Source organism: Variovorax sp. J22P240 (assembly GCF_030316855.1).
In the GTDB taxonomy this organism is placed as follows: Bacteria; Pseudomonadota; Gammaproteobacteria; order Burkholderiales; family Burkholderiaceae_C; genus Variovorax.
Map to the genome: position 1 here is coordinate 203,645 of NZ_JASZYR010000008.1, position 20,002 is coordinate 223,646.

The window sequence follows — 20,002 nt, forward strand, 5'->3', positions numbered from 1 at the left end:
GAGATGCCTCGGGCCGCGCAACAGGACCCCTTGGCGATCAATCTACGGCACCTTCAGGCTTTCACGAGTGTTGCGACCACCGGCAGCGTCACGCGGGCCGCCGAGAACCTGTTCCGCGTGGCGTCCGCGGTCACACGCGCGGTCGGCGAACTGGAGGCATCGCTGGGCGTGGCCCTCTTCGAACGCAGGGCACGAGGCATGCTGTTGACCGTCTACGGCAAGGCCGTGTTTGCGCGCGCGGTGCGTGTGGAGCAGGAGTTCGTCGCGGCCAGCCAGGAGTTGCTCCCGACCGATGGCACACGCCGGCTCGATGCGCGCGGCCTGCTGACGGCGATGTTCAGCGGGCGGCGATTGGCACTCTTCGCCGGCTTGGCCGAAATGCACAACATGCCCGCTGTCGCGCGCGCTTTCGGCGTGACGCAGCCGGCGCTGAGCGCGCTGGTGCGTGATCTCGAGGAGCGATCCGGGTGCGCCCTCTTCACCCGTTCGGCGCGCGGCGTGCGGCCGACGCGAACGGGCGAACTGCTCGCGTTCCGATGCAAGCGGGCCTTGGCCGAACTGCGCAGCCTCGATTCCGATCTTGCGGCGATTCAGGGCGTCGTCCAGGGCAGCGTGATGGTCGGCGCGCTACCGCTGTCGCGAACGCTGGTGCTGCCGGCGGCCATCTCCGCACTGCTGGCCGAGCATCCACGTGTGCACGTCAGCACCGTGGAGAGCCCTTACGAGGTGCTCGCTGCCGCGTTGCGCAGTGGCGAGGTGGATTTCATCCTGGGGGCGCTGCGGCCCGAAGCCGAGGCCAGGGATCTGGTGCAGGAGCCGTTGTTCGACGACCGCATTTCATTGATCGCCCGCGCCGACCATCCGCTCGCCGCGGCACCGCGCATCAGCTTCGCGCAACTGCGCCGGGCGGGCTGGGTGTTGTCCCGGCGGGGCTCACCTTCGCGCGAGTTGTTGGAGCGATTTTTCCATCATGCAGGCCAATCGGCACCGGAGCCCGCCGTCGAGACAGGTGACCTGGCACTGTTGCGCGGCCTGCTGCTTCAAAGCGACATGGTGACGGCCATCTCCGCACATCAGCTCCACTACGAGATCGAGGCCGGAACCCTGGTGGTGCTGAACTTTCCACTGGCGAGCACACAGCGGCAAATCGGGATCACGCAGCGCGGTGGCGCCCTGGCCGCGCCTTGCGCGCTGGCTCTGATGGAGGAAATCCGACATTGCGTGAAGCGACTGCCATCCTATTGAGAGCAGAGATCCTTCAGGCTTGATCTCGGAAGAATCTTACGTCTGCTCCATGGCATCAACAGCACAATCGATGGGCTGCTGTCACGCATCAATTTGTCGGGCGCGGTCTCTCGGAGCGAACTCCCTGGACCGTGGCCTCGACTTCATCCACTTTCTTCTCAGACCGCGACGAAACGAAGATGCGCCTCGTGCGCCAGCCCGTCGCGAACGATGTCCCGGGCCTCGTCATCGGCAAACTCAAAGAGGGCGTCGGGAATCTCGTCCTCGTCCAGCGCGAAGAGGATCTCGATGGCATCCTGCTGCGCTTCGGAGAACGTGCCGACCTGGGTCAGCCGATTGAACTTTGCAGCCGTCTCCTTCGGCGCCAGTGGGCAAAGCTCGAGCAGTTCCAGCACGAGCTTGATCTGGGACGGTGTGAGCGGCTTCGGGGCAACAGGCGTCTTCATGGCGATGATCCTTTGTCGGTCGGGCTCGGGACGATTTCCTTTGCCATGAAATCAGTCTCGGCGCCGATCCTTAAGCATTGCTGAAGACGGTCCCGCGATGCTTCTCCTACCCCGCAAAAACCCGAGCAGGGCGTGAGGAAAGTCTCGCGACGAAGGGGCTATTGCATGTGCGCCAGATCACGCACATCCGAGCGGATCGCTGCAGGGTCCGCGCCGTGCAGCGGCAGACTGATCAAAAGCTCCAACCGACGACGCAGCGCGTACAGCACCTGGAGGGCTGCGCGATCGATGTCCTCGGCGTTGTCGAGGGCCACGATATCCGGAAAATCCCACAAGGCGGCGTCGGGCTGCCCGGGCCAGTTGGGTTGAAACGGCAATGTGGCTTCGTCGAGTGTGATCACGAAATTCGCCCGCGGAGAAAGCCCCCGGATCATGTCGTTCCAGCCGTGAGGTTGTGACTGCGGCACCTGCATGCCTGTGCCGGTGAGCGCTCTGATGGCGGCCGGATGAATCTCGTCGCTGACATGGGCCGGGTGCCCGCACGAGTAGGCGGAAAAGCGGTCTGCACCGAGGTGCGCCAGGCAGGCATGAGCCAGGATGCTGCGCAAGGAATTGCGACGGGAGACGAAGATCACCACGAAGCGCTTTGCGACCATTGAAAACCGACTGAAGCAGATGACGAGGGGTAGGTTAGGGGCGCGGGGGCCATCTCCGCAAGCGCGTTAAACCCACCACTCCCCAGGAATGACGAGTTCCGTCCAACAGTCAATAAGGAAATCAACGCGGTTGTCGTGTCGACTTGGACGGAGCCAAATGCTCCGAATACAAAGCCGCCCCACCGAGGAGAGAACATGGATTCGACTCAAGACGAAAGCCGATTCACTCGCTCGGACCGCGAAAGATTCGATCCCCTGGGATACCGGCGGATCAACTGGATCCGATGGGCCTTGCGGGTCGTGATCCTGCTGGTCGCCGGCGCAGCGCTGGTGGCCGCCTATCCTTGTCTGAGCAATGCCGACTTCCCCGTTGCCAGCCTGATCATCTACTCGGCGGGGATGGTGTTCATCAGCATGCCACTCTGCCTGCTCTATGAAAGCGCCCTCAAGGTCCACGAGTTGACCGTTGCGAACGGACTCGGAGATCCGGCCTCCCGGCCCATCTAGGAGGGCTTGACTGCCAAGACCGCCGGGCCGGCGCTCGCCACCTTGCGCAGCACGGCCAGCGCCGGGTCGACGATCCTGGTATCTGCACCGACGGCGTACACCGCATAGGCGGGGTACAGGAACTCAGGCGTGTCCGGCACGCGAAGAAGATGGCCCGATTCCAGATAGGCGCGGACTACGTCGAGCCGGAAGTACCCTGTGCCGCCGGCGGCCAGAAGAAACTCGCGACCGAGCGGCCCTAAGCCAGCACTCACTGCGGCATGGGCGAGTCCCGGAAACGCGAGGTCGTGCTGCGTTGCGAACTCGGGGCCCCAATCAACGTAGACGTAGTCCGCAGGCTGCGGAATGCGCGCGGGCTTCGCCGTTGTCACCATGACGAGCTTTTCTTCGATGAGAAGCTCCACGCGCAAGCCGGGCCGCTGCTGCGGCGCGTAGACGATGGCAATGTCGAGCACCCCTGCGGCGACCTTGTCGAGCAGATCGTGGGGAAAACCCACCTCCGTGCGGATCGCCAGGCTCGCGTCATCGGCCCGCAGTTGCAGCAGCCATCGCAACAGCAACGGATCCCAGAGGCTGATCTCGCACCCCGCAGCGAGTACGGCACGGCTGCCGACCGGCACCGCCACCTGGTGGCGTGCCCGCTCCCAGACTTGCACCAGCATGGTCGCGTGCGGCAGGAATTGCTCGCCCGCCCGGGTGAGCGCCGCTCCAGCCTTGTTACGCACGAACAACCGACGTTCGAGCAACTCTTCGAGCGTACGCACCCGGGCGCTGACAGAGGTCTGCGTGACGTGGAGCTTCTGCGCGGCGCGCTGGAAGCTTTGCGTCTCGACGATCTCCAGGAAGGTCCGGGCTAGAGTGATGTCCATGGCTGCGCCTTTCAGGGCAGAATTTTTGCATTCAACCGGCAATAAATCTCGTTTTACTTATCAAGAAGCTACAGCGAAGATGCAATTCATCCGGGCCTGAACCTTGCACGCCGCAGTCCCACTCCATTCGAAAAGGAACTTCTCGATGTCTATCGTTCACCGATCGTCAAAAATCGTTGGTATGCCCGATCGCTTGCTCCGTGCTCTCAACACCCTGTCCGAAGAAGCCCAGGCGCTTGCACAAGCGCTGTTGAACCCACGCTCGGTCATCGAAGAAGTGGAGGAAATGCGCGCCTTGCAGGTGAAGGCCAATGCCATCGAAGCCAAGGACCCAGCGCGCGCAGCGGTGTTGCGCTGGCACGCCTCGCGCGTCGGCTTGCGCTAAAGGCCAGGCCACGCCGGCCGTGGCGAATCAAAGGCCGGGGACCGGGACGATCTGTGAGATCAGCGCCGTTCCGTCGCACATGAGAAAGTCCTTGAAAGCCTGTGCCACCGGCGGCAGCCGCTTGGTCCTCCGATGCACCACGTACCAGTTGAGGACCAGCGGAAGCCCTTGAACGTCGAGAACACTCAGGCTGCCTGACTTCAGTTCCTGACTGACTGTGTGCGCAGACAAGAAGCTGACGCCCATGCCGGCGATCACGGCCTGCTTGATCGTCTCCGTACTGCGGATTTCCATGGCGATATGAACCCCCGCCAGCTGGCCGCCCAGGGCTTCTTCCATGGAGTTCCGTGTGTCCGAGCCCTTCTCGCGGACGACGAAGGGCTCATGCATCAGCGTCGCCACCGGGATCTGCTTCACACCGACGAGTGGATGGTTGGCGGCCGCGACGACGACGTAAGGGTGCGGCGCGAAGGGCTCGTTGACGGTGTCGAGATCGGCAGGCGGCCGCACCATGATCGCCAGGTCGGTCAGGTTCTCGGTGATATGGATCAGCAACCCCTCCCGGTTGTGAACCGTGAAATTGAGCTTCACGCCCCGATGCCGACTCGCGAAGTCGACGAGCAAGCGCGGAAAGAAGTAGTCGCCGGCACTGATCACGCCCACATTGAGCCGGCCTCCCGAGACACCCTTGAACTGGGTCATCGCACTCTCGGCTGCCTCGAACTGCTGAATGATCGAGCGGCCGATCTGAAGCAGCTCCGCGCCCGCCGGGGTGAGGTAGATCTTCTTGCCGAACTGTTCGAAGAGCGCGTTGCCCGCGTGCTCTTGCAGCTTGCGCACCTGTGTGGACACCGCGGGTTGCGTCAGGTGGAGTTCCTCCGCCGCGCGCGAGAAACTCAGCAGTCTCGCGACCGCCTCGAACACCTTCAGCTGCCGCAACGTGGCGTGCTTCACCCGACCGAGGCCAGTTCCCGAAGGCGGACATGGCCGCGTTGATCCGCCATCGACCGGGCGAGCAGCTTGACCAGCGAATGCACCGTGTCGATATGCGGCGTGGGCGTATCGGTCAGGCGGGCCAACTCGACCACGGCACCCACCAGTGCATCGATTTCCGGAGCACGTCCTGCTTCCACGTCCTGCAGCATGGAGGTCTTGTGCTTGCCGACCTTCTCGGCACCGGCAATGCGCTTCTCCAGCGACACGCGGAACTCGATGCCCAGCTTGCCGGCCACGGCCTGCGCCTCTTGCATCATCGAGGTGGCCAGCTCTCGCGAAGGCGGAAACTGGCAGATGTCGACCAGCGTGGCGTGGGACAGGCTGCTGATGGGATTGAAGGTCAGGTTGCCCCACAGCTTGAGCCAGATCTCGGAGCGGATGTCGTCGAGCACGGGGGCCTTGAAGCCGGCACCGCTCAGGCAGGCCGAAACGCGATTCACGCGCTCGCTCGACGACCCGTCGAGTTCGCCCACGGGAAAGCGATCGCCCTCGATGTGCCTCACGACGCCGGGCGCCAGCAGTTCGGAAGCCGGATAGACCACGCAGCCGATGACCCGCTCGGCCGGGATCTTCGCGGCGACCCGCCCGTCGGGGTCGACGCTGCGAACCGGCGAGCCTTCGAGCGCGCCCCCGTGCTTGTGGAAGTACCAGAACGGGATGCCGTTCTGCATCGTCACGACCACGGTGTCCGGACCGAACAGCCGCGGAACGTCATTGGCCACCGCTTCGACCTGGTGCGCCTTCATGGCGAGGATGACGATGTCCTGCGGGCCGGCCTCGTCATAACGGTCGGTGGCCTTGACGCTGCGCGCCACCTCCTCTGCTCCGTCGTGCGCGATCAGCTTGAAGCCATTGCGGGCAATGGCCTCCAGGTTCGCGCCGCGCACGATGAAGGTGACGTCTTCACCGGCGAGCGCGAGCTTCGCGCCGACGAGTCCTCCGATGGCGCCCGCGCCAATCACAGCAATCTTCATGTCGATTCCCAAGTAGTTGAATCTCTCTGGCGGGCTCACTCGAAGCGGTTGCCCAGCTTGCCGATGCCTTCGATCTCGATCTCGATCAGGCTGCCGGCCTTCATCGAACCAACGCCGATCGACGTGCCGCACAGGATGACGTCCCCGGGATACAGCGTCATGTCGAAGGAGATCAGGCTGACCAGTTGCGGCACCGAGAAGCGCATGTCGCTGATCGGGTAGCTCTGGCGAACTTCCCCGTTGAGACGGGTCGTCACGGTGAGCATGGACGGATCGAGCCCGGTTGCCACCACCGGGCCCATGGGGCAGAAGGTGTCGAATCCCTTGGCGCGAACCCACTGGGGAAAGGACACGTCGCGGTTCAGGATGTCGGCCGCCGTCACATCGTTCGAGCAGGTGTAGCCGAACACGTGTTCCAGCGCATCGTCTTCATCCACCGCCGTGCAGACCTTGCCGATGACGATGCCGAGCTCGCCCTCGAACACGATCCTGCTGTCATCCAAGGGCTTGCGGATGACTTCGCCATGCGCCAGGTAGGAGTTGGGCGCCTTCAACAGATAGAGCGGTTCCGAAGGCACCGACAGGCCCAGCTTGTCACCGAGCGCATGGAAGTTGTTCCACAACGCGATGACCTTGCCCGGCGTGGTCGGTGTGCGCAGCTGGAGGTCGGCAAGCGCCAGCATGCGACCCGTGGGTTCACAGGCTCCGAACATGTCGCCCTGGTGCTCCCGAACGTGATCGCCATGGAGAGTGCCGAAGCCTGTCTTGCCGGCGTGGTCGAAACGGAGCCATTGGTGATGCATGTCGCGTTCTCAGTCGAAGGGGAGGTAGTCCGGCATGACGAGCGATGCCAGCAGCTTGCCGATCTCAGCGGGGTTGGGCGTGACGTGAATGCCGCATTGCTTCATCAGCGCCATCTTTTCTTCTGCGCTCCCGTTGACGCCGGAAGCGATGGCGTCCGTGTCACCCGCGCGCCAGTGCGGCGGCGCAGCGGCGCCGGCGACGAAGCCGACCACCGGCTTGCGCATGTGATCCCGGATCCAGCACGCGCACTGCTCCTCGGTGTCGCCGCCGATCTCACCGACCATGATCACCGCGTCGGTGCGGGGGTCGTCATTGAACATCTTCAGCACGTCGAGGAGTTGGAGGCCGCCGGGCAAGTCGCCCCCTATGCCGACCACCGTCGATTGCCCGATGCCGAAGCTCCTGAGTTGGCTGGCGGCTTCATAGGCCAGCGTGCCCGAACGCGACACCACGCCGATGCGGCCTCTCTGGTGGATGTCGCTCGGCATGATGCCGATCTTGATTTCGTCCGGTGTGATGAGACCTGGGCAGTTCGGCCCGAGGAGAAGCGTCCGGCTGCCCTTGAGCCGCCCGAGCGTGCGGATCATGTCCCGGACCGGGATGCCCTCCGTGACGCAGATGACCAGATCCAGCTCGGCGTCGATCGCCTCGTCGATCGCACTGGCGGCAAAGGCCGGCGGTGCGTAGATGACGGAGACGGTGGCGCCGGTCGCGGCCCGGGCATCCCTCACCGTGGCGAAGGTCGGAACGCCATCGAAGAACTCGCCGGCGTGGTCCGCGCTCACTCCCGCGACGAAACACTTCCTGCCATTTCCGTAGGCGCGGCACAGGGTCGTGTGGAAGCGTCCCGTATCGCAGGCGATGCCCTGGGTCATGACCCTCGTGTGCTTGTTGACGAGAATCGACATCTCAGCTCTTTCTCCGACTCGCGGTCACGACCAGTTCCGCGGCCTCCGCCATGCCGTTGGCATTCATGATCGGGAGGCCCGATTGCGCGAGGATGGATTGGCCGAGGCTTTCGCTGGTCCCTCTCATGTGCACCACCAGCGGCACTGCGAGCCGGACCTTGCGTATCGCGGCGATCACGCCGTGGGCCAGCACGTCGCATGATGTGACGCCGCCGAACATGCTCACAAGGATGGCACCCACCTTCGGATTGCCCGACATCAACTCGAATGCCTCGGACAGCTTCTCGTCGGTCGCTGCACCGCCCACGTCATGGAAGCTGGCCGGTGCTCCGCCATAGAACCGGATCATGTCCATCGTCGCCATCGTCGAACCGGGGCCGTTGACGACGCAGCCGATGTTGCCGTTCGACGCTTCGAATTCCGCCGGGTCTTCCTGCTCGCAGTCTCGCATCGCCGCGATGTCGGGCTGGCGGAACAGCGCGTTCGAGTCGAAATCGAAGCTGGCGTCCAGCGCGATCAAGCGGCCGTCGCGCGTCACCACGAGCGGATCGATCTCGAGACGCGACGCATCGCTGGCATCGAAGGCCTGGTAGAGCTTCCGCATGAGGACATTCGCCTCTGCGATCGATCTGCCCGCAAGGCCGATGCCCCGCGCAAGGGCGTCCGCCTCGGCGGCCTTCCATCCCGTGGCGGGATCGATCAGCAGCTTGTGGGCTGACTCCGACATGGAAGCAGGTTTCGATGCTGTCAATGCGACGCAACCGGACTCGCGGTCCACTGCCATGCGGAGGTAGAGCTTCTGCTCGATCTCGACGCCTTCCTCGACCAGCAGGCGTTTCACCACACGGCCCTCTGGGCCCGTCTGACGTGTCCTCAGCGCAGAGCCCAGCAAACCCTCCGCGAGCCGCCGGACGTCGGCAACCGACCATGCCTGCTTCACGCCGCCCGCCTTGCCCCGGCCCCGTGCATGCATCTGCGCCTTGACCACCCACGCCCTGCCACCGAGCCGGGTGGCAGCTTCCGCGGCCTCGTCGGCCGAAGCACACGGAAGGCCGCGCGGCGTGTCGACGCCGTATTTCCGCAGCAGTTCCTTGGCCTGGTATTCGTGGATGGTCATGACCTTCCGGAACGGGCGACAGGCGGTCGCCGGACGGAAGGCTTCTGACACCGCGGATTCCTGAACTGTCACTACTGTCTCCTTGGAGTCGAACGTTGCTGCGGCCAAATCAATTGGGACTGGGACTAACGGTCAACTGTAGGAATCTGCAGAAATAATTGATAGTTAAAGAATTCTTTGCTGAGCATTACGCATGAGTTATGCATCACGGGTCATTGCGCTGCTCGATTGCAAATGAATCAGATCACGCGCTCTTCGCGCAATGCCTCGATCTGCGACTGGCTGTAGCCCAGTTGCGCAAGCACCTCCACCGTGTGCTCGCCGAGCAGCGGCGAGCGCTTCACCTGCGTCGGGCTGTCGGACATCTTGATCGGATTGCCCACTGTCAGGTAGCGGCCCCGCGTCGGATGGTCGACCTCCACGATGGTTCCGCTTTCGCGCAACGAAGCGTCTTCGGCGATTTCCTTCATCGACAGGATGGGTCCGCATGGAATGTCGTACGCGTTGAGGATCTCCATGGCCTCGAGCTTGTGCTTCGTCATGGTCCACTTCTCGATGCGCGCGAAGATGGGCTTGAGGTGCAGCAGCCGCGCCGCCGGCGTGGCATAGGCCTCGTCGGTGATCCAGCCCTCTTCGCCGATCACCTTGCACACGGCAGGCCACACCGCCGCCTGTGTGATGAAGTAGATGTAGGCGTTGGGGTCGGTCTCCCAGCCCTTGCACTTGAGGATCGAGCCCGGCTGGCCGCCGCCCGATGCATTGCCGGCCCGCGGCACGGCCTCGCCGAAGGTGCCGTCCGGATACTGCGGGTACTCGTGCATCGTCCCGGTGCGTTCGAGCCGCTGCTGGTCGCGCAGTTTGACCCGGCAGAGGTTCAGGACGGCATCCTGCATCGGTGCCAGCACCTTCTGTCCGCGTCCCGAGTTGTGCCGCTGGAGCAACGCCGCCAGGATGCCCAGCGCCAGGTGCAAGCCGGTGCCGCTGTCGCCGATCTGGGCGCCGGTGACCATCGGCGGGCCGTCGTCGAAGCCCGAGGTCGATGCCGAGCCGCCCGCGCACTGCGCCACGTTCTCGTACACCTTGCAGTCCTGGTACTTGCCCGGGCCGAAGCCCTTGACCGAGGCCACGACCATCCTCGGGTTGAGCTCATGGATGCGTTCCCAGGTGAAGCCCATCCGGTCGAGCGCGCCGGGTGCGAAGTTCTCCACCAGCACGTCGCAATGCTTGATCAGGGTTTCCAGCACTTCCCGACCCTTGGGCTTCTTGGTGTCGACCGTGATCGAGCGCTTGTTGTGGTTGAGCATCGTGAAATAGAGGCTGTCCACGTCCGGGATGTCGCGCAGCTGTCCGCGCGTTGCGTCGCCCTCCCCGGCGCGTTCGACCTTGATCACGTCGGCGCCGAACCAGGCCAGCAGCTGCGTGCAGGTCGGGCCCGACTGGACATGGGTGAAGTCAAGGATTCGATAGCCTTCCAGCGCTTTGCTCATACAGGGGTCTCCGGTCTCGATCTATGTGGGTTGCCTATTGATCCGCCGCCGCCAATCCTTCGAGTTCCGCCACGCGTTTGCGAAGCGCGCGCTCGTCTTGGAAGCGTTGGGTCTCGTCACGAATGACGGCAACGACCGCGCTCACCGCGCCATCGGGCGCGAAGAGCATGGCCACCGTGAAAGCGATGGACATCGAGCGTCCGTCCTTGTGTGTGGCCGGCACGCGCAGCAGGTCATTGCCGTACTTCGTGGTGCCAGTATCCATGGACTTGTGGTAGCCCTCCCAATGGCGCTGGCGCAGTCGCTCCGGCGTGATGAGATCGAGCGATCGGCCCAGGGCCTCGCTCTCGGTGTAGCCGAACATGCGCTCGGCGCCCGGATTCCACAGCGTGATGGCGCCGGTGGCGTCGGACGCGATGATCGCATCGCCGACAGCCGCGACGAGTGCCTGACAGTCGATGGCGGTGTTCATGGCGCTGGCTCCTTGTTCTCCGTGAGGCATTCTTTTTCCGCTTCCTGGTCTTCCAACAAAAACGGCACCCATCGCGGGTGCCGCCCAAGGACACATCGACTTCGACGACGTGTCCCGGCGGTCACACCGCCTTCGCCGAGCGCAACTCGCTAATCTGCGAGGCGTTGTAGCCGAGCTCGGCCAGAACCTCGTCGGTGTGCTCGCCCAACAGCGGCGAGGCCGTGATCTCGGGCTTGAGATCCGAGAACTTGATCGGGCTGCCCACGGTGTAGTAGCTGCCGCGTTCCTTGTGCGGCACTTCGACGATCGAGCCACTGGCGCGCAGCGACGGGTCGTGCAGGAGCTCCTTCATCGTCAGCACCGGCGCGCAGGGAATGTCGAACTTGCGCAGGATGTCGACCGCCTCGAACTTGGTCTTGTCGGCCAGCCATCCCTCGATGGTCGCGAAGATGTCGGTGATGTGAGGCTGGCGCGCCTTCGGCGTCATGTAGTCGGGGTCGGTCTTCCACTCGGGCTTGCCGATGGCATCGCAGATCGGCGCCCATGCATGGCCTTGCACGGTGAAGTAGATGTACGCGTTGGGATCGGTCTCCCAGCCCTTGCACTTCAGCACCCAGCCCGGCTGCCCGCCGCCGCCGGCATTGCCGCCGCGCGGCACCACGTCGCTGAAGGTCCCGTGGGGGTACTGCGGATACTCTTCCAGGAAGCCGAGCCGGTCCAGGCGCAGCTGATCGCGCATCTTCACGCGGCAGAGGTTCAGCACGGCGTCCTGCATCGCGCAGGCCACGCGCTGGCCCTTGCCGGTCTGCTCGCGGCCGATGATGGCGGTCAGGATGCCGATGGCGAGATGCATGCCGGTGTTGCTGTCGCCAAGGGCGGCGGCACTCACGGTCGGCGGGCCGTCCCAGAAGCCGGTGGTCGAGGCCGCGCCCCCCGCGCACTGTGCGACGTTCTCATAGACCTTCAGGTCGTCGTAGTGGTGGCCGTCGCTGAATCCCTTGACCGAGGCGACGATCATCCTGGGATTGAGTTCCTGGATGCGCTCCCACGTGAAGCCCATGCGATCCAGCGCGCCGGGGCCGAAGTTCTCCACCAACACGTCGGACTCGCGGATCAGCTTCTCCAGCACGAGCTTGCCTTCCTGCTGCTTGGTGTCCAGCGTCAACGAGCGCTTGTTGCTGTTGAGCATGGTGAAGTACAGCGCATCGACGTCGGGGATGTCGCGCAGCTGCGAGCGTGTGACATCGCCCGCGCCTGGGCGCTCGACCTTGATGACATCCGCACCGAACCAGGCGAGCATCTGGGTGCACGCCGGGCCGGCCTGCACGTGGGTGAAGTCGATGATCTTGATGTTGCTCAGTGGTTTGTTGTTGCTGCTCATGTTGACGATCTCCTGGGTTAACTTGCTTGAATTACTTCTTCTTTGCCGCGCTGGGGTTCAGGCTGGTGATGCGGCCGCTCTCGGTGCCGGCGGTCTCATCGATCACGGCATTGATCAGCGTCGGTCGTCCGGAAGCGATGGCCTCGGCCAGGCCCCGCTCCAATTCGTCCGCCGTGGTGGCGTGCACGCCGACGCCGCCGAAGGCTTCCATCAACTTGTCGTAGCGCGCGTTCTTGACGAACACGGTCGGCGCCACGTCCGCCCCGCCGCTGGCGTTGACGTCGGTGCCCCTGTAGACACCGTTGTTGTTGAAGACGACGATGCAAACCGGCAGGTTGTAGCGGCAGATCGTTTCCACTTCCATGCCGCTGAAGCCGAAGGCGCTGTCCCCCTCGATGGCGATTACCGGCTTGCCGGTCACCACCGCCGCGGCGACGGCAAAGCCCATGCCGATGCCCATGATTCCCCAGGTGCCCACATCGAGACGCTTGCGGGGCTCGTACATGTCGACGATGCTGCGGGCAAAGTCCAGCGTGTTGGCACCCTCGTTGACGACGATGGCGTCGGGCCGCGCCTTCACCGCATCGCGGATCACGCTCAGCGCGCTCTGGAAGTTCATCGGCGAGGGCCGGGCTGCCAGGGTGACGGCCATCTTCGACAGGTTCTTGTCCTTGCGCTCGTCGATCGCAGCGGTCCATTCGGCCGGCGGCTTGGCCCAGGCGCTTCCCATGCCCGTCAGCAGCGCCGACACGCAGGAGCCGATGTCACCGATGACGGGTGCGGCAATGGCGACGTTGCTGTCGATTTCAGTCGGCGCGATGTCGATCTGGATGAACTGCTTCGGCCCGCCCCAGGTCTTGCCCTTGCCGTGCGACAGCAGCCAGTTGAGCCGCGCACCGATCAGCATCACGACGTCGGCTTCCTGCAGGACATAGGAACGCGCAGCCGCGGCGGATTGCGCATGCGTGTCGGGGAGCAGCCCCTTGGCCATCGACATCGGCAGGTAGGGGATGCCCGTCCGCTCGACCAGCGCGCGGATGTCGGCATCGGCCTGCGCGTAGGCGGCACCCTTGCCCAGCAGAATCAGGGGCTTCTTCGCCGTCTTGAGCAGATCGAGCGCACGCCGGACCGCGTCGGTCGCCGGAATCTGCCGGGGCGCCGGATCCACCACTCGGATCAATGACTTCTTGCCGGCTGCGGCCTCCATGGTCTGCGCGAACAGCTTCGCCGGCAGGTCGAGATAGACACCGCCCGGGCGACCCGACACTGCGGCGCGGATAGCCCGTGCGATGCCGACGCCGATGTCCTGGGCGTGCAGGACTCTGTAGGCGGCCTTGCACAGCGGCTTGGCAATCGCGAGCTGGTCCATTTCCTCGTAATCGCCCTGCTGCAGGTCGACGATCTCGCGCTCGCTGGACCCGCTGATCAGGATCATCGGGAAGCAATTGGTGGTGGCATTGGCCAGCGCCGTCAGTCCGTTGAGGAAGCCTGGAGCGGACACCGTCAGGCAGATCCCGGGCTTCTGCGTGAGGAAGCCGGCTGCCGCCGCCGCATTGCCCGCATGTTGCTCATGGCGGAACGAGATCACCCGGATGCCTTCCGCCTGCGCCATGCGCGTCAGGTCGGTGATCGGGATACCGGGTAGTCCGAAGATCGTGTCGATGCCGTTCAGCTTGAGCGCATCGATGACCAGGTGGAACCCGTCGATCGTTGTCGGTTCTTCTTGTTCGTGCGAGGTTGCCGGCGGGTTGGCCAGGACAGCGGACATCTTGTCTCCTTGAGTTCGAAATACGGATCCGATCACTCGCACGCCGAGCCTCACCCCTGGAGGTTGCACAGCGGAAAACTCCGTGCGTCGTGGTCAGGACTATCATTCGGCGTCCCCGGTACGGCCGTTGACCTCGGTCAACTTTCGGGAAAACAGAACGCGGGGAAAACCCCACGAGAGCGAAGTGACCCTTCTTTCGAAACATCCAGAACAAAACGTCATTCGTGTACAGCTACGGCAGAACGTGCTGCTCAAGGATCTGAGCGATAGCGACCGCGCCGAGCTGGAGGCCCATCTCACCATCGTGGACGGCAACAAGGGCGAGTTCCTTCTCAATCAGGGCGTGCGCGAGATGGAGCAGTACTTCATCCTCGACGGCATCCTCAAGCGGGTCGTGAGCAATGCACAGGGCAAGGAAATGATCCTGCGCTTCGCCGACGAGCACGACATGGAAACGAGCTACGCCGCCTTCCGGCTGGGCACCCCCACGCCGTACGGCATCGTCTGCGTGACCAAGGCCCGTGTGGCGAGCCTGCCCTTGCAGGAATGGGTCGAATTCCTGAAGAAGCGCCCGCTCGCGAAGGAACTGTTCGAGTTCATGGTGATGCGAGGGATGAGCGAGATCATGGCGCACACCATCACCCTTCACCTGCTCGACGCACCCGGGCGCGTGCACCGGTTCATCCGCAAGCACGCGGAACTGATCGACCGCATCCCGAGCAAGGAACTGGCTTCGTACCTCAACCTCTCGGCCGAAACGCTGAGCCGGCTCAAGAAGCGCGGCAAGATCTGAGGCGCCGCGGCGCGCTCAGGTCTGCTTGGACGAGGCGAAGCGCCTGGTGCTCGACATCAGCTTGAGCTGGTTGTCGACATCGGTCACGCCGGCGACGTCCGCGGCGACGCTCTCCGCCTGCGTCCGCTCTTCATCGTCAAGGACGATGCCGCGCATCGTGATGCGCCCGCTGGTCGCCTCGACGGTGATGCTGATGGCACGCGTCGCCGGATGGTCTTTCAGCGCCACTTTCACGCGGGCCGCCAAGGCCATGCCCGAGAGAAGCGCCCGCGACTCGGCGGTTTCGGCAAACTCCGGACGGCGCACCAGAAGACTGATCTGCTCCACGCAGCTCCGCACCGAGATTCGATCGGTGTTGAGGACCAGGTCGTAGAGAAGCGGATCACCCCAGGTGACGCCGAACTGTTCGTGCATGCGCGATGCGTGAGCCTGGTCGCTGCGACGAATCTCGGCTTCGGCGAATTCGGCGTCATCGGTCTCGAGATCGCGCATCAACCATTCGACGCGCTTGCGCATCGAGCGGGTGATACGCACGGACACGATGTGCGGAACCGGGCGCAACAGGCAGGTTGCGCCCCACCCCCGCAGGACGACGTCGCCGCGGTCGGCGAGGTCGTACAGTTCTTCGGCCGTGTACAGGGCCACGCTGCGCTGGTCGGTGGTCAGCCGCTCGACCAGCCCTGCCTTGCCCTCGCGCAGGCGACCGATGAGGCTTTGCGGCACGTGCATCCGGTTGGCCACGTGCTCGGCAATCTCGTGGCGCACGATCCTCAATCCCAGTGACTGCGCGAGCTCGACGGAAACGTCCTTGGCGAGCGAGCCCATCTCCTGTGTCATTGCGATGACTGGCATGTCGGCTCCCTGTTCAATCCAGCGGGCGCTCGGCGGCCAGCTCGTCCACCTTGATCGGCCTGATCAGCCCCCACGCCTTCGAGAGCAGGGGCCAGAACAGCAGCGCCAGTGCGAGGGTGGTGATGCCGCCGACCAGAGGGTTCGAGAACATGATCATGACGTCACCCTGCGACACCAGCATCGCTTGCCGGAACGAGTCTTCGGCCTTGTCGCCGAGCACCAGTGCGAGCACGAGCGGCGCCAGCGGGAAGTCGAGTTTCTTGAACAGGTAGCCCACGATGCCGAAGCCCAGCATGAACCAGATGTCGAGCATCGCGTTGTGCACCGTGTAGGCGCCGATGGCACAGATGACGATGATGACCGGCGCGATGATCGAGAACGGGATGCGCAGGATGGATGCGAACAGAGGCACGGTGCTCAGGACCACGATGAGCCCGACGATGTTGCCCAGGTACATGCTGGCGATCAGGCCCCACACGAAGTCCTTCTGCTCGACGAAAAGCAGCGGTCCAGGTTGCAGACCCCAGATCAGCAACCCGCCCAGCAACACGGCAGCCGTTGGCGAACCGGGAATCCCCAGCGCCAGCATCGGCAGCAGCGCGCTGGTTCCGGCGGCGTGCGCCGCGGTCTCCGGCGCCACGACACCTTCCATCTCGCCGGTGCCGAACTTGGACCCTTTGCGCGACATCTTCTTCGCCAATCCGTAGCTCATGAACGAAGCTGGCGTGGCGCCACCCGGCGTGATGCCCATCCAGATGCCGACCAGGGCGCTGCGAAGGGAGGTGACCCAGTACTTCGGGAGCTGCTTCCAGGTCTCGAGCACGACTTTGGGGTCGATCTTGGCGGTCTTGCCGGAGAACTTCAGCCCTTCTTCCATCGACAACAGGATCTCGCCGATGCCGAACAGGCCGATCACGGCGATCAGGAAGTCGAAGCCGCGCATCAGCTCGGACTGCCCGAATGTGAGCCTCAACTGACCCGTCACGGTATCCATCCCGACACTGGCCAGCGCGAAGCCGAGCGCCATCGACGCCAGGATCTTGAAGGGCGATCCCTTTCCCATGCCGACGAAGCTGCAGAAGGTCAGGAGGTACACGGCGAAGAACTCGGGCGAGCCGAACTTGAGCGCGAACTTGGCCACCAGCGGCGCCATGAACGTGATCATCACCACCGCGAGGAAGGCACCCACGAACGACGAGGTGAATGCAGTCGTCAGGGCAGCGCCGGCGCGTCCATCCTGGGCCATCGGATAGCCGTCGAAGGTGGTCGCCACCGACCACGGCTCACCGGGGATGTTGAACAGGATCGAGGTGATGGCCCCACCGAACAATGCACCCCAGTAGATGCACGACAGCATGATGATGGCCGAGGTCGGCGACATCGTGAATGTGAGAGGCAGCAGGATCGCCACCCCGTTGGCACCGCCCAGGCCGGGCAGCACGCCGATGAGTACCCCGAGAATGATCCCGACGAACATCAGGAGGATGTTCATGGGGGTGAGGATCACTGAAAAGCCCTGCATCAGGGCACTGACTTCTTCCATGGTGTGCGTTCTCCTAGGAACTCAGTAGCCGAGAAATCGAAGGGGGTCGAGCGAGCCTTTGAAGAGTGGCACCTTGAACCAAACCTCGAACATCAAGAAGAAGACCACGTTGACGGCCACCGCCACCAGCGTGCTCTTCAGGGGCGAGTAGTGGCCCAGGAAGATCATGAACAGCGCGATGTAGATCGCCGATGCAACGTACAAGCCGAGGAAGGTGACAGCGAGTACATACACCATCGCAGGCACCAGGACCGACATGACGCGCTTCAACTGCACCGGATCCACGAACACCTCGGTGTTCCTGTTCTTGCCGAGCAAGGCCTGGTAGAGGATGCCCACGGCCGACACCGACACGATCACGCCGATCCAGAAGGGGAAGTAGCCCGAACCCGGACCGTCGCTGGTCCAGCCGGCGCCGAGCCTGCGACTCTCGACGATCACCACGATGCCGATGACCAGCAGGACCACCGCGACGGCTGCGTCGACCACATAGGTCGCGATGCCTGTGCGCGGGGCGGCAACGGACTCTTCGCTCTGCTCCATGGAGCCTCCAATCAATTTGTGGCGGAATGAGGGGCGGGCGGCCTTGACACGCGCCCCTCTGGACGGTCGATGGAAAGCAGGGGCTTACTTGCTCGCGCCCGCCATGAATCCGGCTTCGGTCATGAGCGTGCGGTGGGCGGCCTCGGCCTCGCCAAGCCACTTGGTGAATGCATCACCGGTCATGAACGTCGGATTGAACGCGCCCTTCTCCATGTACTCCTTCCAGTCCGGCGTCGCGGTGATCTTGGTCAGCAGATCGACGTAGAAGGCCTTCTGATCGGCCGTCACGCCGGCAGGCATGAAGATGCCGCGCAGCATCGTGTAGTCGGTCGGAACGCCGGCTTCCTTGCAGGTCGGGATGTCGTTCCAGGATTGGGTATCGGTGACCTTGCCCTTGTACGGCATGCGCTGGGCGTCGAAGACACACAGCGGACGAAGCTGGCCGGCCCGCCACTGGGCGACCGCTTCGATCGGATTGTTCACGGTCGAATTCACGTGATTGCCCACCAGTTGCACTGCGACTTCGCCGCCGCCCTTGAAGGGGACGTAAATGAACTTGATGCCGGTGGCCTTCTCGAGTGCAACCGTGATGATCTGGTCTTCCTGCTTGGAGCCCGTGCCGCCCATCTTGAACTTGTTCGGCCCCGCGGCCTTGACTGCCGCGACGTACTCGCTGGCGTTCTTGTAGGGCTCGCTTGCGTTCGTCCACAGGACGAACTGGTCGAGCGCCATCATCGCAACCGGGCTCATGTCCTTCCAGTTGAAAGGCACGCCGGTCGCCATGGGCGTCGTGAACAGGTTCGACAGCGAAATGACGATCTTGTGGGGGTCGCCCTTGGCTTCCTTGACCGCCAGGAAGCCTTCTGCGCCGGCGCCTCCCGACTTGTTGACGACGATGAGCGGTTCCTTCATCAACTTGTGCTTGACGATGATGCCCTGCATCAGGCGCGCCATCTGATCGGCTCCACCGCCTGTCCCGGCGGGAACGATGAACTCGACGGGTTTGGTGGGCTCCCAGGCCAAGGCAGGCGCTGACACCGCAAGCAGTGCCGCCGCAACCGAGACGGCGACGGCGGAAGTCCTTGCGGCGCCGGAAAACGAGCGCGAAAAAAGGTTCTTGATCATGTTGTCTCCTGTAGGTCGTGGATTCACACGTTGTTCTTTTTGGCGGAACCTGATCTCAAGTTCCGGTGGGTAGTGATGCTGCGACGCCAACGTGGAAACGCGGCTTGACCGTGGTCAATTTTCCGAAGAATCGGCATCGGGGTTACCCGCAGCAATGTGGCGCCCGAGAGTCGCGCCCTCCCGCCTGTCGGGCGCAGAATGTTCGCGCGCGGATTCCCCGCCCAGGACGTCGGAGACGACCATGGCATTCAACGGTTCGGCCATCGCGGCACTACTGGACGGCGCCGTATCGAAGGGCGCCTTGCACGGCGTTGCGGCGGTGGTGGTCGACCGCAACGGCCAGCTGTTCCAGCACGCTGCCGGCGAAGCGAGCGCGCGCACCTTGTTCCGCAACGCGTCGATGACGAAGGCCGTGGCCACGACGGCAGCACTGCAACTCGTGGAGCAGGACGACTGAGCCTCGACGCCACCGTTCAGTCCATCCTCCCGGAGTTCGGCCGTCATCGAGACGCTGATCGGTTTCGAGATGGCGGTGTACCAGCAGGTGGGTGCCGCGGTGCCCGCGGCCTGAGTTGAGATCCCCCAAGTCGACTACGCCGCGACGTCGAAGAACGCCAGCTTCCTGGCGCGCGGCAGTGCCTTGAGCCTGGCTTCCGCTCGCAGTGCATCGCCCTTGGTGGGATATTCGCGGGCCGCAAGCACCCGCACCGGAGGCCGCGCGCGCGTGAACTTCGCGCCCAGTCCGAACACATGCCGAAAGAAGCGCTGCTCCACGTCGAGCGCGATCCCCGCGTAGTACACGCCGTCCTCGCATTCCAGGAGGTAGAGCCAGTAGGGCTTGGGTGGCGGATCAGGCAGTGTTCGAGGCACGCTTCGATTGTGCAGGGCGGTTCGCGAAGCCACTGCAACCGGCCTGCTGTATGAGCATGCAGTACTCCTTCCCGCATATCGCTTCAGGCGCGTTCCCAATTTCCGCTGCAAACCTAAACTGGCCTCGTCGAAATGAGAACCTATTTCGTACAAGGAGATGTAATGGATGCCTCCCTGCCTACGGGCAAATTCAAGAGCGGCAAGAGCACTGAGATGAACAGCGTGACTGTGAGGAGGGCTGGCTTGCCGGCAGGGCAAGGG

22 protein-coding genes are annotated in these 20,002 nt (G+C 63.8%); 5 read left to right on the forward strand and 17 right to left on the reverse strand.

What is annotated here, in order from left to right:
* The first annotated feature begins 30 nt into the window (after positions 1–30).
* Positions 31–1,245, forward strand: coding sequence for a LysR family transcriptional regulator (locus QTI24_RS20325; RefSeq protein WP_286602933.1), 1,215 nt, complete (start codon positions 31–33; stop codon positions 1,243–1,245).
* A 158-nt stretch (positions 1,246–1,403) separates the two neighbouring features.
* Here the strand turns inward: QTI24_RS20325 and QTI24_RS20330 are convergent, their stop codons facing one another.
* Together QTI24_RS20330 and QTI24_RS20335 are read right to left on the reverse strand one after the other, a co-directional pair.
* Complete coding sequence (locus QTI24_RS20330) at positions 1,404–1,691, reverse strand: hypothetical protein (protein WP_286602934.1); 288 nt, start codon at positions 1,689–1,691, stop codon at positions 1,404–1,406.
* Between the two features lie 158 nt (positions 1,692–1,849).
* Positions 1,850–2,329: an arsenate reductase/protein-tyrosine-phosphatase family protein gene (locus QTI24_RS20335; protein ID WP_286602936.1), complete on the reverse strand. Its 480-nt coding sequence runs from the start codon at positions 2,327–2,329 to the stop codon at positions 1,850–1,852.
* Between the two features lie 213 nt (positions 2,330–2,542).
* Here QTI24_RS20335 and QTI24_RS20340 point away from each other — a divergent pair, with 213 nt between their 5' ends.
* A complete protein-coding gene (locus QTI24_RS20340; RefSeq protein ID WP_286602937.1) occupies positions 2,543–2,854 on the forward strand; it encodes a hypothetical protein in 312 nt (103 codons plus the stop codon).
* Here QTI24_RS20340 and QTI24_RS20345 read toward each other — a convergent pair.
* Positions 2,851–3,723 (reverse strand): LysR family transcriptional regulator, encoded by an 873-nt coding sequence (locus QTI24_RS20345; protein WP_286602938.1) that lies wholly within the window; start codon positions 3,721–3,723, stop codon positions 2,851–2,853. The genes QTI24_RS20340 and QTI24_RS20345 overlap by 4 nt on opposite strands.
* A 181-nt stretch (positions 3,724–3,904) precedes the next feature.
* Between QTI24_RS20345 and QTI24_RS20350 the strand changes: the two genes are divergently transcribed.
* Positions 3,905–4,108, forward strand: coding sequence for a hypothetical protein (locus QTI24_RS20350; protein ID WP_286602939.1), 204 nt, complete (start codon positions 3,905–3,907; stop codon positions 4,106–4,108).
* A 27-nt stretch (positions 4,109–4,135) separates the two neighbouring features.
* Here the strand turns inward: QTI24_RS20350 and QTI24_RS20355 are convergent, their stop codons facing one another.
* From QTI24_RS20355 to oxc, 9 genes are all read right to left on the reverse strand, one after another.
* A complete protein-coding gene (locus QTI24_RS20355) occupies positions 4,136–5,062 on the reverse strand; it encodes a LysR family transcriptional regulator (protein WP_286602940.1) in 927 nt (308 codons plus the stop codon).
* Positions 5,059–6,078 carry a 2-dehydropantoate 2-reductase gene (locus tag QTI24_RS20360; RefSeq protein ID WP_286602941.1) on the reverse strand — a complete coding sequence of 340 codons (1,020 nt, stop codon included), beginning with the start codon at positions 6,076–6,078 and terminating at the stop codon, positions 5,059–5,061. Before QTI24_RS20360 ends, QTI24_RS20355 begins: the two co-directional genes overlap by 4 nt.
* A gap of 35 nt (positions 6,079–6,113) precedes the next feature.
* Positions 6,114–6,881 carry a fumarylacetoacetate hydrolase family protein gene (locus QTI24_RS20365; protein ID WP_286602943.1) on the reverse strand — a complete coding sequence of 256 codons (768 nt, stop codon included), beginning with the start codon at positions 6,879–6,881 and terminating at the stop codon, positions 6,114–6,116.
* Between the two features lie 9 nt (positions 6,882–6,890).
* Complete coding sequence (sucD, locus tag QTI24_RS20370) at positions 6,891–7,790, reverse strand: succinate--CoA ligase subunit alpha (protein ID WP_286602944.1); 900 nt, start codon at positions 7,788–7,790, stop codon at positions 6,891–6,893.
* 1 nt (position 7,791) lies between these two features.
* Positions 7,792–8,907, reverse strand: coding sequence for an ADP-forming succinate--CoA ligase subunit beta (gene sucC / locus QTI24_RS20375; RefSeq protein WP_286602945.1), 1,116 nt, complete (start codon positions 8,905–8,907; stop codon positions 7,792–7,794).
* Between the two features lie 239 nt (positions 8,908–9,146).
* A complete protein-coding gene (frc, locus tag QTI24_RS20380) occupies positions 9,147–10,394 on the reverse strand; it encodes a formyl-CoA transferase (protein WP_286602946.1) in 1,248 nt (415 codons plus the stop codon).
* Positions 10,395–10,428: 34 nt separating this feature from the next.
* On the reverse strand, positions 10,429–10,866 hold the full coding sequence (locus tag QTI24_RS20385; protein ID WP_286602947.1) for a PAS domain-containing protein: 438 nt from the start codon (positions 10,864–10,866) through the stop codon (positions 10,429–10,431).
* Positions 10,867–10,987: 121 nt separating this feature from the next.
* Entirely contained in the window at positions 10,988–12,247 is a 1,260-nt protein-coding gene (gene frc, locus QTI24_RS20390) for a formyl-CoA transferase (protein WP_286602948.1), read from the reverse strand.
* A gap of 31 nt (positions 12,248–12,278) precedes the next feature.
* Positions 12,279–14,015 (reverse strand): oxalyl-CoA decarboxylase, encoded by a 1,737-nt coding sequence (oxc, locus tag QTI24_RS20395; protein WP_286602949.1) that lies wholly within the window; start codon positions 14,013–14,015, stop codon positions 12,279–12,281.
* Positions 14,016–14,199: 184 nt separating this feature from the next.
* Here oxc and QTI24_RS20400 point away from each other — a divergent pair, with 184 nt between their 5' ends.
* Positions 14,200–14,808: a Crp/Fnr family transcriptional regulator gene (locus QTI24_RS20400; protein ID WP_286602950.1), complete on the forward strand. Its 609-nt coding sequence runs from the start codon at positions 14,200–14,202 to the stop codon at positions 14,806–14,808.
* A 15-nt stretch (positions 14,809–14,823) separates the two neighbouring features.
* Here the strand turns inward: QTI24_RS20400 and QTI24_RS20405 are convergent, their stop codons facing one another.
* The 4 genes from QTI24_RS20405 to QTI24_RS20420 form a co-directional block, all read right to left on the reverse strand.
* Positions 14,824–15,660: a cytidylate kinase family protein gene (locus QTI24_RS20405; protein ID WP_286602951.1), complete on the reverse strand. Its 837-nt coding sequence runs from the start codon at positions 15,658–15,660 to the stop codon at positions 14,824–14,826.
* A 13-nt stretch (positions 15,661–15,673) separates the two neighbouring features.
* Positions 15,674–17,203 carry a tripartite tricarboxylate transporter permease gene (locus QTI24_RS20410; RefSeq protein WP_286602952.1) on the reverse strand — a complete coding sequence of 510 codons (1,530 nt, stop codon included), beginning with the start codon at positions 17,201–17,203 and terminating at the stop codon, positions 15,674–15,676.
* Between the two features lie 21 nt (positions 17,204–17,224).
* Complete coding sequence (locus tag QTI24_RS20415) at positions 17,225–17,746, reverse strand: tripartite tricarboxylate transporter TctB family protein (protein ID WP_286602954.1); 522 nt, start codon at positions 17,744–17,746, stop codon at positions 17,225–17,227.
* An 84-nt stretch (positions 17,747–17,830) separates the two neighbouring features.
* Complete coding sequence (locus tag QTI24_RS20420) at positions 17,831–18,871, reverse strand: Bug family tripartite tricarboxylate transporter substrate binding protein (protein ID WP_286602955.1); 1,041 nt, start codon at positions 18,869–18,871, stop codon at positions 17,831–17,833.
* A 241-nt stretch (positions 18,872–19,112) separates the two neighbouring features.
* Between QTI24_RS20420 and QTI24_RS20425 the strand changes: the two genes are divergently transcribed.
* Positions 19,113–19,328, forward strand: a complete 216-nt coding sequence (locus QTI24_RS20425; protein WP_286602956.1) for a serine hydrolase — start codon at positions 19,113–19,115, stop codon at positions 19,326–19,328.
* A 134-nt stretch (positions 19,329–19,462) separates the two neighbouring features.
* On the opposite strand, the gene QTI24_RS20430 is transcribed toward QTI24_RS20425, so the two are convergent.
* A complete protein-coding gene (locus QTI24_RS20430) occupies positions 19,463–19,741 on the reverse strand; it encodes a GIY-YIG nuclease family protein (RefSeq protein ID WP_286602958.1) in 279 nt (92 codons plus the stop codon).
* Positions 19,742–20,002 lie beyond the last annotated feature (261 nt).